The sequence below is a fragment of the Alcaligenes sp. CHO6 genome (assembly GCF_037120595.1).
Taxonomy (GTDB): domain Bacteria; phylum Pseudomonadota; class Gammaproteobacteria; order Burkholderiales; family Burkholderiaceae_B; genus Alcaligenes; species Alcaligenes ammonioxydans.
The window spans coordinates 295,330-311,007 of record NZ_JBANCI010000003.1 but is presented as its reverse complement, the minus strand read 5'-3'; the positions used below and the strand labels follow the sequence as shown (position 1 = coordinate 311,007).

Annotated in this window: 10 protein-coding genes; 5 read left to right on the top strand and 5 right to left on the bottom strand. The window is 57.9% G+C overall.

The window, feature by feature from the left end:
• Positions 1–377 precede the first annotated feature (377 nt).
• From V6936_RS13565 to V6936_RS13550, 4 genes are all read right to left on the bottom strand, one after another.
• A complete protein-coding gene (locus V6936_RS13565) occupies positions 378–3,290 on the bottom strand; it encodes a putative bifunctional diguanylate cyclase/phosphodiesterase (protein ID WP_003805310.1) in 2,913 nt (970 codons plus the stop codon).
• A 194-nt stretch (positions 3,291–3,484) separates the two neighbouring features.
• Positions 3,485–4,753, bottom strand: a complete 1,269-nt coding sequence (gene lysA / locus V6936_RS13560) for a diaminopimelate decarboxylase (protein ID WP_336580009.1) — start codon at positions 4,751–4,753, stop codon at positions 3,485–3,487.
• Positions 4,754–4,794: 41 nt separating this feature from the next.
• On the bottom strand, positions 4,795–4,929 hold the full coding sequence (gene lptM, locus V6936_RS13555; protein WP_003805306.1) for an LPS translocon maturation chaperone LptM: 135 nt from the start codon (positions 4,927–4,929) through the stop codon (positions 4,795–4,797).
• 96 nt (positions 4,930–5,025) lie between these two features.
• Entirely contained in the window at positions 5,026–7,473 is a 2,448-nt protein-coding gene (locus V6936_RS13550; protein ID WP_336580008.1) for a penicillin-binding protein 1A, read from the bottom strand.
• 119 nt (positions 7,474–7,592) lie between these two features.
• On the opposite strand from V6936_RS13550, the gene V6936_RS13545 reads away from it, so the two are divergent.
• From V6936_RS13545 to V6936_RS13535, 3 genes are read left to right on the top strand one after another with little or no spacing between them, the layout of a single operon-like run.
• On the top strand, positions 7,593–8,198 hold the full coding sequence (locus V6936_RS13545; protein ID WP_003805300.1) for a shikimate kinase: 606 nt from the start codon (positions 7,593–7,595) through the stop codon (positions 8,196–8,198).
• Positions 8,199–9,287 (top strand): 3-dehydroquinate synthase, encoded by a 1,089-nt coding sequence (gene aroB / locus V6936_RS13540; RefSeq protein WP_003805299.1) that lies wholly within the window; start codon positions 8,199–8,201, stop codon positions 9,285–9,287.
• Positions 9,288–9,292: 5 nt separating this feature from the next.
• Positions 9,293–10,417 (top strand): deoxyguanosinetriphosphate triphosphohydrolase, encoded by a 1,125-nt coding sequence (locus V6936_RS13535; RefSeq protein WP_059318073.1) that lies wholly within the window; start codon positions 9,293–9,295, stop codon positions 10,415–10,417.
• 122 nt (positions 10,418–10,539) lie between these two features.
• Here V6936_RS13535 and uvrA read toward each other — a convergent pair whose 3' ends face one another.
• Positions 10,540–13,503, bottom strand: a complete 2,964-nt coding sequence (gene uvrA / locus V6936_RS13530) for an excinuclease ABC subunit UvrA (RefSeq protein WP_336580020.1) — start codon at positions 13,501–13,503, stop codon at positions 10,540–10,542.
• A 111-nt stretch (positions 13,504–13,614) separates the two neighbouring features.
• Between uvrA and V6936_RS13525 the strand changes: the two genes are divergently transcribed.
• Positions 13,615–14,826: an MFS transporter gene (locus tag V6936_RS13525; protein ID WP_003805292.1), complete on the top strand. Its 1,212-nt coding sequence runs from the start codon at positions 13,615–13,617 to the stop codon at positions 14,824–14,826.
• 258 nt (positions 14,827–15,084) lie between these two features.
• Positions 15,085–15,597, top strand: coding sequence for a single-stranded DNA-binding protein (gene ssb / locus V6936_RS13520; protein WP_059318076.1), 513 nt, complete (start codon positions 15,085–15,087; stop codon positions 15,595–15,597).
• Positions 15,598–15,678: the final 81 nt, after the last annotated feature.

Here is a 15,678-nt window from a genome sequence, read left to right as displayed (position 1 = left end):
GTTGTATCGAGATGACTCGATTGAGCCATAGCCAGACTCAGGTCAGGACTTAGGCCCCAGACCCAGACCATCAAAGCCAAAGCTAGCGGGATGTCTGTATCGACCTTCAGGTCTATCCGTTCTATTTACTGTTTCTGTCTTAGATACGCGCCTGCACCTGCAGCAGTATCCGCTCCGAAGTGCAAATTTTAGAGCTGGGTATCACGCCGTAATAAGGGGTGCGACAGGGCTTGGCTGGGTATGTGCGTGACGGCGATGGTGTCAGAAAAGCACTCATAGCCTCCCCATGGCATTTGAGACGAGTGCGCGTCCACAGGTGGTGGCAGGCCCTGTCATTTGCCACCCAGGCTCTCTGCGGGCCTTGGGTGGCTATTGGTTTACATGGTTGGCGGGAATTTTTCCTGGGAGTCCAGTAGAAACTGTCGGGCGGCGGCGTCATGGACCAGGTCCGGCATGGATTTGGCTTTGAGCAGCTCTGCCGGAGTGCAGGCTTTGGAAATGATGAAGCCTTGTACGTAATCTACGCCTAATTCCTGTAGGGCTCTGAGCGTCGGGACGTCTTCTACCCATTCGGCAATGCTGATCATGCCCAGGTTGTTGGCAAGCTCGACGATGGTGCGTACGATCGCGACGTTGGTTTCTTTCTTTAGCATGTCGCAAATCAGCGCACCATCGATCTTGATGGCGTCGGCGGGTAATTCGCGCAGGTAAGAAAAAGACGTGTAGCCCGCTCCAAAGTCGTCCAGCGCGATGCGCACACCCATTTTTTGCAGTCGCCGCATGAAGTTGCGGGTATGCTCCAGGTCGTCCAGTGCTACGCCCTCAGTGATTTCCACGCACAGGCGGCGGGCCAGATGTTCAAAACGCGCCAGGATGTCAAAGAACCATTGAATGAAAGTGTCGTCATTCAGGGACACACCGCTCAGGTTGATGGTGACCCACTGGGTTTTGCTTAACTGGGCCTCATGCTTGGCCATCCACTCCAGCGTGGCCGAGAACACCCATTTGTCGATGATGGTGATGGTGCCGCTTTCTTCGGCGGCGGCAATAATGCGGCCAGTGGGAATCAATTGACCGGAGGAGTCCCGCACGCGTAGCAGAGCCTCGAAGTTCAGGCTGTCCATGGGGCGGCGCAAGGCCGCAATCGGTTGCATTTCCAGGTACAGGGCGCGCGAGGAGCCCCCTTCCAGCTCTTCAAACAGGCGCAGTTCTTCAGCGTGTTCCTGCAGGGCATTGGAGTCCTGCCCGTAGATAATCATGTCCTGATGCAGGCGGCGGGCATCGCGGGCTGCACGGCTGGCAGCGGAGATGGCTTCCTGAGGCGCCATGCCGGGAGCGACTTCGACCAGACCCAGTGTACTGCGCAGGTTAAAGCTGCGGTTTCCGGCCAGCAGGGGGCTTTTGTTCAGTGATTCGAGTACGCCATTGGCCAGCACGCGCGCCTGCTCTGGCTCGCAGTCTTCAAAGATAATTACGAATTCGTCGCTGCCGATGCGGCCTATTTTGTCTTTACTGCGCAGAACCGATTCCAGCTGTTCGCATACTTTCAGCAGCAGCGCATCCCCTGACGAGTGTCCGAAGGTGCCGTTTACGTACTTGATGTGGTTCAGGTCCAGATAGGCCAGCAGACAGGGCTTGTCGTTCTGGCTACGATTGAGCAGACCTTCCAGTGCCTTTTCGATACCGCGCTGGTTCAGCACATTGGTGACCGGATCGTTGTCAGCCATCAGGCGCAGTTGACGGTACGTCTCGGCCCGGGCGGTGATATCTTGCAAGGATCCTTCAATACATTGATTGACAATCGCTACACGCAAGGCGAACTGACATGGTTGAGCGTCTGCGTCGTAATAAGTGATGGTCACATCCTGACCGTTCTGGGTGCTTTGTGCGACCGCTTTCCAGTCTTGCTCGGGAAAAAAGTTGGTCCAGTGGATGGGGCTCTCGCTCGGATCGGCATCGATGTTCAACATGCGGGCCAGAATGGGGCTGATGCGCAAGAACATCCCCGCTTCATTGAGGGTGAACATGCCAACGGGGGTAAGCAGATAATGCGCCATCAATTCATTGCGGGCGCGCAGGGATTCACTACGGTCTTCACGCAGGCGCTCGCCTACCGCCAGGGCCACCATCAGATTGGACAACAGGAAAGCGATGACGCCGTTGAAATTCTCGACAAAGCTGGAGCGGCCAAACGCCACCAGAAAAATGGCTGAAATCAGCATGCACAGCGCCATGCTCAGCAGCACCAGTTGCCAGAGCAAGATGCGCGAGCGGGTGTGCAGGAGAATGGACAGCAGCACGGCGGATACGCAGCACAGTGCGTAGATAGTGCTGATCCACATGAGGGGCTGGAATATCGAGGCCGGCGCCAGCAGGGAGACCGGCAGCAGGATCAGACCCAGGATGCCGACGGTGGGGAGCAGGCGCTGCAGGCGGGCAGTAGTGATGGAGTTGCCCAGCAGGACGGTAAACAGGGAATAGCTCAGAATGAAGTAGCAGGCAATCGTGAGCTGGCGCAGTACGGGCATGTACTGGGCGGGCAGGATCTGCCCTAGCCATTGCGTATCCCAACCCATGGCCATCGCGCCCAGGCGCAGGTTGCCAATCAGCCAGACCGATAGCAGCAGATAGATCCAGGCACGGTTGGTGGCTGCCAGAACCAGCATGAACATGGCCATGGTCAGTAAGCCGCCCTCCAGTAGCCCGATGCCCCGGCTGAGTCGAATCGAGGAATGGCTGATGTCAGCACTGGCCCAAAGCTGGGCTTGCAAGAGGGCAGGTCGCGAAGTCTCGACGCGGCATAGCACGCTGTCAGGGTGGTCGACCTGACCCAGCTCCAGGGTATAGCTTTTGACCGGCGCTGGTGATAGAGGCGTCGGCGGGTCCAGCTCGCTGTTGCGCAGGGGCCGTCCACTGCGAGCATCCACGCAGTGCAGCGAGGAAATGGGAGAGGCAGGAAAGTGCAGGACCTGCTCCTGCTGGGGGAAGGGAGCAGGCAAGGTCAACAGGAGCCAATGGGGCTCGCTCAGGTGAAGCCGCTGCCGGGACGGAGCGTTCTCCAATTGCGTCAGTAACTCTGCGTCCGCCTGCTCTTGCTGGCTGGCCAGTGCCTGAATGCTCAAACTTTGACCGGGCACGGAAGGGTAGCGATTCGGCAGGAACAGTAATGCCCATACCGTGAGCATGATCAGAAACAAAGGGATGACGTAAAGACTTAAGCCGCGAATCAGGCGTTCGCTGGCCGAAGTAACCGGCTCGAAGCCGTGTGTCGGTATCCCGGGGGTGGTCATGATGGTGGTACAGTCTCCAGCGCTTACCATCGAACTGTCTGGCCACTGACAGCGAAATCTGTGCTTTCCCGGCAAGGATGCAACAGGCCGGGACTGCTGCGCCTGATAAGGGCAGTACAGTCCCGGCCTGTTTTACGGTCAGATTCGAGAGTTCTTTAAGGCTGAATGGTTATGATCTGCCATCCAGACCCGACTTAGGGAAGTAAACGTTCGGTGGCAAACAAACTGTCCACGGTCTCACGGGGGCGGATCAGGTGAACCTGATCGCCATCGACCAGAATCTCAGCCGCGCGGGGGCGGGTGTTGTACTGGCTGGCCATCGTAAAGGCATAGGCGCCAGCGGACATGATGGCAATTAAATCGCCCTGTTTCAGTTCCAGCTGGCGGTCGCGGGCCAGCCAGTCGCCGCTTTCGCAGATAGGGCCAACCAGATCATAGCGGGGAGTGGTCTCGGTCACTGGGCGAGGCTCTACCGCTTCCACGCTGTGCCAGGCATCGTACAGCGTGGGGCGAATCAAGTCGTTCATGGCGGCATCAACAATGGCGAAATTTTTAGTCTCGCCATGCTTGAGATATTCCACGCGGCTTAGCAGCACCCCTGCATTACCCACCATGGAGCGGCCGGGTTCCAGCACGATTTCCAGATGGCCCAGGCCATTGGTGTCCAGGGCGGAAAAGACTTCGGTCAGCAGTTGGGTGGGGGTCACCAGTGTCTCGTCGGTATAGCGAATCCCCAGACCACCGCCCAAATCCAGATGAGTCAGGTTCACCCCTTGTTCCTTCAGGGCCAAGATCAGCTTGATCAGTTTGTCCAGCGCATCCAGATAGGGGCTGACTTCGGTAATCTGCGAGCCGATATGACAGTCCACACCCACAATGTTCAGGCTAGGCAGCGCTTGGGCGCGTGCGTAGATGCGGGGAGCCTGGTCAATGGGCACGCCGAACTTGTTGTCTTTCAGGCCCGTGGAGATGTAAGGGTGGGTGCGTGCGTCCACGTCTGGATTGACGCGCAAGGAAACAGGCGCTTTCACATTCATGCGTTCCGCAACCTGTGCTACACGTTCCAGCTCCGCTTCGGACTCGACGTTAAAACACTTCACGCCTGCTTTCAGAGCCGCTTCGATTTCCCAAACCTGTTTGCCCACACCTGAGAACACCACTTTGCCAGGGTCGCCGCCGGCAGCGATGACACGGGCCAGCTCGCCGCCCGAGACGATATCAAAACCGGTACCCAAGCGGGCAAATTCTTGCAAAATGGCCAGATTGGAGTTGGCCTTCATGCCATAGCACACCAACAACTTGCGGTCCTGGCCAGCCACTCGGTAGGACTCCCAAGCATCGCGCAAGGCTTGGCGGGAATACACATACAGAGGGGTGCCGAATTCTTCAGCCAGCTTGCTCAGGGGAATTTGCTCGGCGTGTAGCGTGTTGTTCTGAAATTGAAAGTGAGGTGCAACGGTCATGGTGTCGACAAATAACAGAGGTTAGGCGAGCAGGGCGGGAATCAGCGCGGCGCTGTCTGGGCGTCCGCTGATTCCTGCGCTGGGGGATGGTACAAGGGGCCTTTGTAACCGCAGGCGCCCAGCAAGGCGCTCAGTGCCAACAAGGCCAGCAAACGGGAGGAACGTAGTTTGTTCATGTAGGTATGAAACCAGTGCGGACAATGCAGAGCATTATGCCATTGTGAAGGACAAAGCAAAAAAACGCCGGCTAGGCCGGCGTTTGGGTAGGTGATTTAAAAGGGAACAAAGGGTTGCGCGGCAGCGCCCGAGGGGCTGGCATCAGAATCCAGCTGCCGCAGCAGGTCACCAATTCCATCGTTCTGATCCCCGCCGCCCTGTTGCAAGGCGCCGTCACCGGGAGCAGGTAAACCAACGCGAGCAATGGCCTGACCGGGTGGGAACTCGTCAAAGTAAAAGTCCCCATTGATGCGTGACAGGCCAGAGGGCACAGGGCCAGGAGGCACCACAGGCTTGTCTTTGAGGGCAGTGCGCATGTAATTGATCCAGATGGGCATGGAGGCACCGCCGCCGGTTTCCCCGGAGCCCAGACTGCGCGGTTTGTCAAAGCCCATCCAGGCGATGCCGACCAGCTCGGGGGTGTAGCCAGCAAACCAGGCATCCTGAGAATCGTTGGTAGTGCCTGTTTTACCGCCAATATCGGTACGCTTCAATTCGCGTGACGCGCGCGCACCCGTCCCGGAGGTCGCCACGCCACGCAGCAGATCGTTCATGACGTAAGCCGTACGGGCATCAATAGCCCGGGCGGCGGCATCGCCGGCCACCACTGGCTTGGCGCGCATGATGACCTTGTTGCTGCTGTCAGTGACGTAGTCGATCAGGTAAGGCTCGACACGGTAACCACCATTGGCAAAGACCGAGTAGGCACCCGCCATTTGCAGGGGCGTTACGCTGCCCGCGCCCAGAGCCAAAGGTAGAACGGCGGGTTGGCGTGCCTTGTCGAAACCAAAGCGGGTCACATACTCCTGTACATACGTGGGCCCGACGGCCTGCATGATGCGGATAGACACCATGTTTTTGGATTTGTACAAACCTTGACGCATGGTCAACATGGGCTCGTACGTGCGCCCGTAGTTCTTGGGCGTCCAGGGCTTGGAGCCGGTCTGGGCCGCGGTCAGCACAAAAGGTTCATCTGAAATCTGGGTGGCGGGGGTCAGGCCGCGCTCCAGCGAGGACGCGTAGATGAAGGGCTTGAAGGCCGAGCCAGGCTGACGCCAGGCTTGGGTGACGCGGTTGAACTTCCCATCGGAGAAGTGAAAGCCGCCCACCATGGCCTGAATCGCGCCGTCTTGCGGGCGGACCGACACAAAAGCCGCTTGTACCGCCGGCATATTGATTACTTCCCAGTAATCGCCATTGCGGAACAGATAGACTACCGAGCCGCGCTGAATGCGCACGTCTGCCTTGGCATTGTTCACCAGGCCCCGCGCAACGATCTTCAAGGCACGTTTGTCGTTGACATCAATAATTTGCTGGGCGGTCCGGGCAACCCGGATCAGATTGGGGTTGGCATCGAGCACCACACCGGTCAACAGATCGCCGGTATCGGGGTACTTGTCCTGCAAGTCGTCCAAAATGGCATCCAACTGGGCATGGTCGTTTTCAATGCCTGCAGGCAGATCCACCTGACCTTGCGGGCCTGTGTAGGGCGCGCGACGGGTGTAATCCAAAATACCGTTGCGCACAGCCAGGTAGGCAGCTTCCTGGTCGGTGGAGTTGATGGTGGTGTAGATGTTGAAGCCGCGCGAATACACATTGTCCTGATAGACACCGTACAGCAGTTGGCGGGCCAGTTCAGCCGCGTATTCGCCATGAATGGCGTAACCGCCAGCAGGGGTGCCCAAGGCTGACTTCACCACGATTTCCTGTGCCATCGCATCCTGGTATTCCTGCTCCGTGATGTAGCCCAGTGAGCGCATGCGGCCCAGCACGTAGGCCTGGCGAGTTTTGGCGCGTTCAAAGTTGGCGATCGGGTTAAAGCGCGAAGGCGCTTTGGGAATGCCGGCCAGCATGGCGGCTTCAGCGGTGGTGATCTCACCCAGTGGCTTGCCCAGATAGGTTCGTGACGCCGCCGCAAATCCGTAGGCACGATGACCCAGATAAATCTGGTTCATGTACAGATCCAGAATCTGGTCTTTAGTCAGCGTCGCTTCAATCTTGAAGGTCAGCAGCAGTTCATAGAACTTGCGGGTATAGGTTTTTTCCGAAGACAGGTAGAAGTTGCGGGCCACCTGCATGGTGATCGTACTGGCCCCTTGTGTCTTGGACATATGGGTCATGTTGGCCAGGGCCGCGCGACCGACTCCCATCCAGTCAATACCACCGTGCTGGTAGAAACGGTCGTCCTCGGCCGCCAGAATGGCCGATTTCATGACATCGGGGATTTCGTCAAAACGCAGCACATTGCGGCGTTCTTCGCCAAATTCACCGATCAAGACCTTGTCCGCCGTATAAATGCGCAGCGGCACTCGGGGGCGGTAGTCGATCATGGCGCTAAGATCGGGCAGGTTGGGCCAGGCCAGAGCTAGCGCAAGTGACCCGAGCAGGGCGGCACACAGACCAAGCCCCACAAAAAAGACCGAGGTCTTGATGATGAGGCGGGCAAGCCAGGAACCGGAGCTTTGCTCGGGCTTAGAATTGGGGGAGCGGGAAGAAGAACTCATTAGGGCTGATTTTAAAGTCCAAACGCAGCAGGACTGGGCCTCATACCAAGTATCAATGTAATAAAATAATACTAAGCAAGCGGACTGTGCTTAGGGAAGGCTAATGGGATAATACACAAATGAACCACTCTTTACCCGCCGAGCTGATGCCTGTAGAACATCCTGATCCCTTAACAGACGCCGAGCTGCTCCATTTACAACAAACTGGCCCTCGACCCATTATTTTGGTGGGCATGATGGGGGCCGGTAAAACGACCATTGGCCGTCAATTGGCGCGGGAACTCAAACGCGAGTTTATGGACCTGGACCACGAGCTGGAAGCCCGAAGCGGGGTGCGAGTGTCCACTATCTTTGAGTTCGAAGGTGAGCAAGGGTTCCGCAAACGTGAATCTGCAGTGCTCGATATTTGTTCGCGCCAGAGCGGAATTGTGCTGGCAACGGGTGGTGGGGCTATTTTGTCCGAGGCCAATCGCCAGATCATCAAAGATCGCGGTATCGTAGTGTACTTGTGCGCCACGGTAGATGAACTGTACCGTCGCGTGGCCCGAGATCGTAACCGGCCACTGCTGCAAACGGCGGACCCTCGGGCTCGCATTCAGGAGTTGCTGCAGGCGCGCGAACCCCTCTATGAAGAAGTGGCCGACATCCGCTTTGAGACCGGCTCGGCGCCGGTGCATCATGCGGTGCGCCATTTATTGTCTCTGTTGAAAGAACGAGGTTGCTAAATGTCCGTAGTGCATGTTGACGCCCAGGGTGGCGCTTATCCCATCCATATCGCTGCCGGACGTCTGGCGCAGCTTGCAGACACCGTGCCCGCTGATACCTCCGCCATTGCAATTGTCACCAATCCTACCGTAGCGGCCTTGTATCTGGCGCCGGTCAAGGAAGCTCTGGTCACCACTGGCAAACCGGTTCACGTGATTGAACTGCCCGATGGCGAAGCTTACAAGACCTGGGAGTCCCTGAACCTGATTTTTGACGCACTGCTGGGCAGTCATCTGGATCGCAAAGCTCTGATCGTGGCATTGGGTGGCGGGGTTATTGGTGATATGGCCGGTTTTGCCGCAGCTTGCTTTATGCGGGGCGTGCGCTTTGTGCAGGTCCCCACGACCTTGCTGGCGCAGGTGGATTCTTCAGTCGGTGGCAAGACAGCCATCAACCATCCGCTGGGCAAGAATATGGTGGGCGCCTTCTACCAGCCCATCGCGGTGGAAATAGACACCGATGTACTCAGGACGCTGCCCGCTCGCGAAATTTCCGCCGGTCTGGCTGAAGTCATCAAGTACGGCATGATTTACGATCTGGATTTCTTCAACTGGTGTGAGGAGCAGATCGCCGCCATGCGCCGTCTGGATCAGGAGCAGATTGCTCATGCGATCCGCCGCTCCTGCGAAGTGAAGGCCGAGGTGGTCTCGCAGGACGAACGCGAGTCTGGTCTGCGCGCTATCTTGAACTTTGGCCACACTTTTGGTCACGCAATTGAGTCCGGTATGGGCTATGGTCAATGGCTGCATGGTGAAGCCGTCGGCTGCGGCATGATCATGGCCGCTGAACTGTCCCATTTAGTTTGTGGCCTGCCGGCTCAGGATGTGGCCCGTATCAAGGCCCTGGTTCAAGCCAGCGGATGTCCGGTCACGCCACCACAATGGCCTGCGGACCGTTGGCTGCAACTGATGCAGGTGGACAAGAAAAATGAAGGTGGCCAGTTGCGCTTTGTGCTGCTGGATAAATTAGCTCATGCCAAGGTTCAGGCGGTAGCGCCTGATGTGGTGCGCCAGGCCTTGGCCCGCTTTACAACGGTGGAACAGGAGTAAAACCCATGCAAATGCTTGCCGCTTATGCCTGTCACCCTGAACAGTCCCGCGGTCGGCGTTATGCAGAGGCAGCGCCCCAGGGCCGGAATGCCTTTCAGCGGGACCGCGACCGGATTATTCACTGCAATGCGTTTCGTTTGCTGGAATACAAGACCCAGGTTTTCATTAACCACGAAGGTGATTTGTTTCGGACACGTTTGACGCATAGTCTGGAAGTGGCCCAGCTGGCGCGGGCCATCGCCCGCAATCTGGGCTTGCACGAAGACCTGATTGAAGCGATCTCCCTGGCTCATGATCTGGGCCATACCCCTTTTGGCCATGCGGGTCAGGATACCTTGAATAGTTGCATGCAAAGCCTGCGGCCCGAGGCCGGGGGCTTTGAGCACAATCTGCAAAGCCTGCGGGTAGTGGACGAGCTCGAAGAGCGCTATGCCGCCTTCAATGGTCTGAACCTGTGCTTTGAAACCCGCGAAGGGATTTTGAAGCACTGCTCACTAAAACATGCGCGGGAATTGGGCGAGGTCGGCCAGCGCTTCATTGATCGCACCCAACCGTCGTTGGAAGCGCAAATGGCCAATCTGGCTGATGAAATTGCTTACAACAATCATGATATTGATGACGGTTTGCGCTCCGGCCTGATTCGTCTGGAGCAATTGCTGGAGCTGCGTCTGTTTCGTGATCATTACGAGCATGTGCAGACTCAGTACCCGGGCTTGAGTGGTCAGCGTCTGGTAGCTGAAATTATCCGTGGCATGATCAATACCCTGGTGGTCGATTTAACCGAAACCACGCGTGCCAGGCTGGAGGAGCACCGTCCTGATAGTGTGGAGGCGATTCGTCAGTTACCGCGCCTGGCTGGGTTCTCGCCGGAACTACGCGCTCAGGCTGATGAGCTCAAGCGGTTTTTGCATGCCAACTTATACCGTCATTACAAAGTGGTGCGCATGATGAGCAAGGCACAGAATATTGTGCGCGAACTGTTTCACGCTTTTTTGGATGATCCGCGCCTGCTGGCGGCCGAGCATCGTCGTGAAGACCCTATTGCCCAGGCCCGGGCCATCGCCGACTACATTGCGGGGATGACGGACCGCCATGCCATTCGCGAACATGACGCGATATTCAAGATGTAGGCCTGATAGATCGACCTCACCAGGAGGCACGGCCGTAGAAACCGCTTTAATGGCCCAGGATGCGGCGAATGAGCGGTCTTTAAGCCTGGATCTCTGGTGGTAGCGTCCTGCGAAGCAGGACCTTAGCGCTGCAACAAAGGCTTCAGATAGCGCCCGGTATGGCTTTGTTCACAGGCGGCAACCGTTTCCGGGGTGCCTTGCACCACAATCTGTCCACCGCCCTGGCCGCCTTCCGGCCCCATGTCCACAAGCCAGTCAGCGGTCTTGATGACATCCAGGTTGTGTTCAATGACAACCACGGTATTGCCAGACTCGACCAGCTTGTCCAACACGTCCAACAAGACGGCAATATCCTGAAAGTGCAGGCCGGTGGTCGGCTCGTCCAGCACGTACAAGGTTTGGCCGGTACTGCGTTTGGACAGCTCCAGTGACAATTTCACTCGTTGAGCCTCACCCCCGGACAGAGTGGTCGCGCTTTGACCCAGACGTATATAGGACAGCCCTACATCGATCAGAGTGCTTAGTTTGCGGGCCACTGCGGGGACCGCATCAAAATACTCCAGCGCCTGCTCAACGGTCAGATCCAGCACTTCGCTGATATTGCGACCCCGGTAGCGGATATCCAGGGTTTCGCGGTTGTAGCGACGGCCCTGGCAGACATCACAAGGCACGTAGACGTCGGGCAGAAAGTGCATCTCGACCTTGACCACGCCATCGCCCTGGCAAGCCTCGCAGCGACCGCCCTTGACGTTAAAAGAGAAGCGACCCGGGTCGTAGCCGCGCAGGCGAGCCTCGGGCACACTGGCAAACAGCTCGCGAATAGCGGTGAACATGCCGGTGTACGTGGCTGGGTTACTGCGCGGAGTACGGCCAATCGGTGTTTGGTCCACCGTGATGATCTTGTCGAAATGTTCCAGCCCTTCCATGCGGTCATAGGGGGCAGGTTCGGCGTGGGCGCGATGCAGCAGATGCGAGAAAGCCGTGGCCAGGGTGTCGTTGATGAGGGTGGATTTGCCGGAGCCGGATACCCCGGTAATGCAAACCAGCCGGCCTGCAGGAATCGCCAGATCCACCGATTTCAGATTATTGCCGCTGGCGCCGTACAAGCGCAGCCAGTTCAGGCTGTCATCCACTGGACGGCGTTTGGGAATGGCAATTTTCCGTTGCCCGGACAGGTACTGCCCGGTCATCGAGGCCGGGTTGCTGGCCAACTCTGTGGGAGAGCCCTGAGCGGTGATCTGTCCGCCGTGTTCGCCTGCGCCCGGGCCCATATCAATGACGTAGTCGGCGCTGCGGATCATGTCCTCGTCGTGTTCGACCACAATCACGCTATTGCCCAGGTCCCGCAGGTGTTGCAGGGTCTGGATCAGCTTGTCGTTATCGCGCTGATGCAGGCCAATCGAGGGCTCATCCAAAACGTACATTACCCCGGTCAGGCCGGAGCCGATCTGGCTGGCCAGACGAATACGCTGCGCCTCGCCACCCGAGATGGTGTCGGCACTGCGGTCCAGAGACAGGTAGTTCAGACCCACATTGTTCAGAAACTCCAGCCGCAGGCGGATTTCACGCACGATACGGTCGGCAATCTCTTTTTTTGCCCCTGTTAACGAAAGGTGCTCGAACCAGGCCAGGCAGTCAGACAAAGCCAGGGCTTCGACTTCATAGATGGCCAGACCCTTGGCCTGTCCTTGAGTTGTGGCGCTTGCCTGTGCGCACTGCGCAGTATTTTCAGGCAATTTGTCGACGTTGCGGGCTGCTGGGCTGGCAGGCGCGGCGCCTGCCTGATGCTTGCATTCTGTGGGATGGGGAACCGGGTCGTCCCCAATACGGACGTGACGCGCTTCCAGACGCAGGCGTGCACCATGGCAGGCTGGGCAGGTCTGGGTGCGACGCAGCTTGTTCAGTTCCTCGCGCACAGCGCTGGAATCGGTTTCCGCCCAGCGACGTTGCAGATTGGGAATCACACCTTCAAAGGGGTGAGTTTTCACCGTGGTGCGACCTTTCTCGTTCAAATAGAGAAAAGGAATTTCCTCAGCGCCGGAGCCATACAGCACGGTGTGGCGCAGTTCGTCGGGCAGGGACTCGAAGGGTGCGTCGATATCAAAGTGATAATGGGCTGCCAGGCTGGTCAGCAGGGTATAGGTAAAGGCATTGCGTCTATCCCAGCCCGCTATCGCACCGCCGGCCAGGCTCAGTTCCGGGAAAGCGACAACGCGTTCCGGATCGAACACATCGACTTGACCCAAACCGTTGCATTCCGGGCAGGCGCCGGCCGGATTGTTGAAGCTGAACAGGCGCGGTTCCAGCTCGGGCAGGGAGTAATCACAGACCGGGCAGGCGTAGTGGCTGGAATAGGGCTGTTCCCGACCGGTGTCCAGATTGACCACCAGGCAGCGCCCATTGCTGGTGGACAGGGCGGTTTCCAGGCTTTCTGCCAGACGTTGCTGGCTGTCGGGCCGGATACGCAGCCGGTCTATCACTAGGTCCAGATCATGAGCCTGCTCGGCATCGAGCGCCGGCAGATCTTCAATGCTGGAGATTTCCCCATCGACCCGTACCCGCACAAAGCCTTGGGCCTGCAAGCCACGCAGTTCCAGTTGCAAATCGCCTACCCGGGCGCGGTGCAGGGGAGCCAGCACAGCGATACGGGTTTCTGGTTCCCATTGCAGAATCTGGTCTACCATCTGGCTCACGCTATGGGCCTGCAGTGCCAGATGGTGGTCCGGGCAGTAAGGTGTGCCGACGCGCGCGTACAATAGGCGCAAATAATCGTGGATCTCGGTTGTGGTACCGACTGTCGAGCGCGGGTTATGGCCCGCCGCCTTTTGTTCGATGGCAATGGCCGGCGATAAGCCTTCGATCAGGTCGACATCGGGTTTGTCCATCAGTTGCAGAAACTGGCGTGCATAAGCGGACAGGCTTTCCACATAGCGCCGCTGGCCCTCGGCATACAAAGTGTCGAAGGCAAGAGAGGATTTCCCAGAACCGGACAGCCCCGTCAGCACGACCAACTGGTGGCGTGGCAGGTCTACGGAGACATTTTTCAGGTTGTGGGTACGGGCACCACGAATGCGGATGGCTTCCATCGCTTTATTTAGGCTTGTCAAAAGGCAACTTGCTACTATAGCGCGTTGCGTCAGAATTTATGTGAACGGGTAACGGGGCTCCTTGGCAGCCCAGTTGTGACAGAGTATTAAATGAGTACACATCAAACCATGAATACGGCCGGCTCGCGCCCAGCACGCCTGAGTCTGACCCGGCAGGAACGCAAGGCCAGCATCCTGCTTGCTTTGTTGTTTGCCTCTCGGATGCTGGGCCTGTTTTTGCTTACCCCCGTGTTCGCTGTTGCCGCGCACGCGTTGCCAGGCGGCAATGATGCCGCCCGCGTCGGCCTTGCTCTGGGGGCCTATGGCCTGACACAGGCCGTGTTGCAGATTCCCTTGGGCATGGCTTCGGACCGCTTTGGCCGTCGTCCGGTGATTGTCATTGGCATGGCGCTGTTTGTGATTGGCGGGGTGATCTCGGCCCTGGCGCAACATATCGACTGGGTGACAGTCGGGCGGTGTATCCAGGGTTTGGGGGCGGTTTCGGCCGCTATTTCCGCTTGGGTGGCTGACTCCACGCGCCCTGAGGTACGGACGCGTGCAATGGCCATGGTAGGCGGCTCGATTGGTCTGTCTTTTGCCGTATCGCTGGTTCTTTCCCCAGTTCTGGTGGGACAATTCGGACTGTCAGGCTTGTTCTGGGCGATCAGTTTGCTGGGTTTTGTCTGTCTGTTGATCGCGGCTTTTGCTGTGCCCAGCGCCCCTAAAGCGCCCGCTTCGATTGTGCGGGTCACGGCTGGGCAGGTCTTGCGTCATATGGATTTGTTGCGCCTGAATTTTGGGGTGTTCTGTCTGCACTTTATCCTGATGTCTTTGTTCATCGTGGTGCCGGGTATTCTGGCTACCTTGGGCGGTTATGGAACGCAGGATTTATGGAAGGTGTACCTGCCCGTCATCCTGGTGTCCTTTGTACTGATGGTGCCGGCGGTGTTCTGGACCGAGACTCGCAAGCGCCATAAGCAAGCGTTGGAACTGGCTGTGTTGCTGTTGATCGTGGTACTGGCTGTCATGCCGTGGGCACGCGATGCGTTGGTGCCCATGGTGGCTGCATTGACCTTGTTTTTCATTGGTTTTAACGTGCTGGAAGCCTTGCAGCCGTCTTTGGTCTCGCGTGTGGCACCGCCCGAATATAAGGGCTTGGCGCTGGGTTTTTACAACACCTCTCAGTCCCTGGGCGTATTTGCGGGTGGGCTGGTCGGGGGCGTCCTGGCGGGTCGTGGGCAAATCCAATGGGTGTTGTGGACGGGTGCCGCCCTGGCCGTGCTCTGGCTACTGACGGCGCGTGGGTTCAAAGACAAATACTGAAAGGCGGTGTAGGTTACGCCTGTGCAATAAGTGGGCGGGCAGGCGCCTGTAAGGTGACCGGATGGGCCCAGGTAGCAAGAGCTGGGCATGGCAGCGACAGGGTTGGGCTGCAGAGCCTGACAGGCCTTTCAAGGTGTCGTACGGGGATGGTCGGCATGGGCAAAACAGTCTCGCCGGCAGCCGCGTGGGAGTGTTAATTAAGGCACGAATCCACGATAATACGGCTTGATATTGAAATTTTGACTACAGGATTTTTTCATGGCATCGGTAAATAAAGTCATTCTGGTGGGCAATCTTGGCCGTGACCCAGAAGTACGCTACAGCGCGGAAGGTTCGGCCATCTGCAATATTTCCATTGCCACGACTTCGCAGTGGAAAGACCGTACCTCCGGCGAACGCCGCGAGGAAACGGAATGGCACCGCGTGGTGTTCTACAACCGCCTGGCTGAAATTGCCGGTGAGTACCTTCGCAAAGGCCGTCCCGTCTACGTGGAAGGTCGTCTGCGTACCCGTAAATGGACGGGTCAGGACGGACAGGAACGCTTCACGACTGAAATCATTGCCGAGCAAATGCAAATGCTGGGTGGTCGTGATGGTGGCGGCGAGATGGGTGGTGGCAGCATGGGCGGTGGCGAATACGGCGGTGGTGCGCCGGCTCCTCAGCGCGCTCAGCGCCCTGCTCCTGCGCAGCAGGCACCGCAACAGGCCCCCCGCAACCCCGCACCCATGTCGGATAATCTGGCCGATATGGATGACGACATTCCGTTCTAATTCTCAGCAGCCTTCAGGCTCAGAAACCCTGGTTAGCAGCGTGCGGGCCAGGGTTTTTTTGTGGGTCGTCGTCGACGAGGT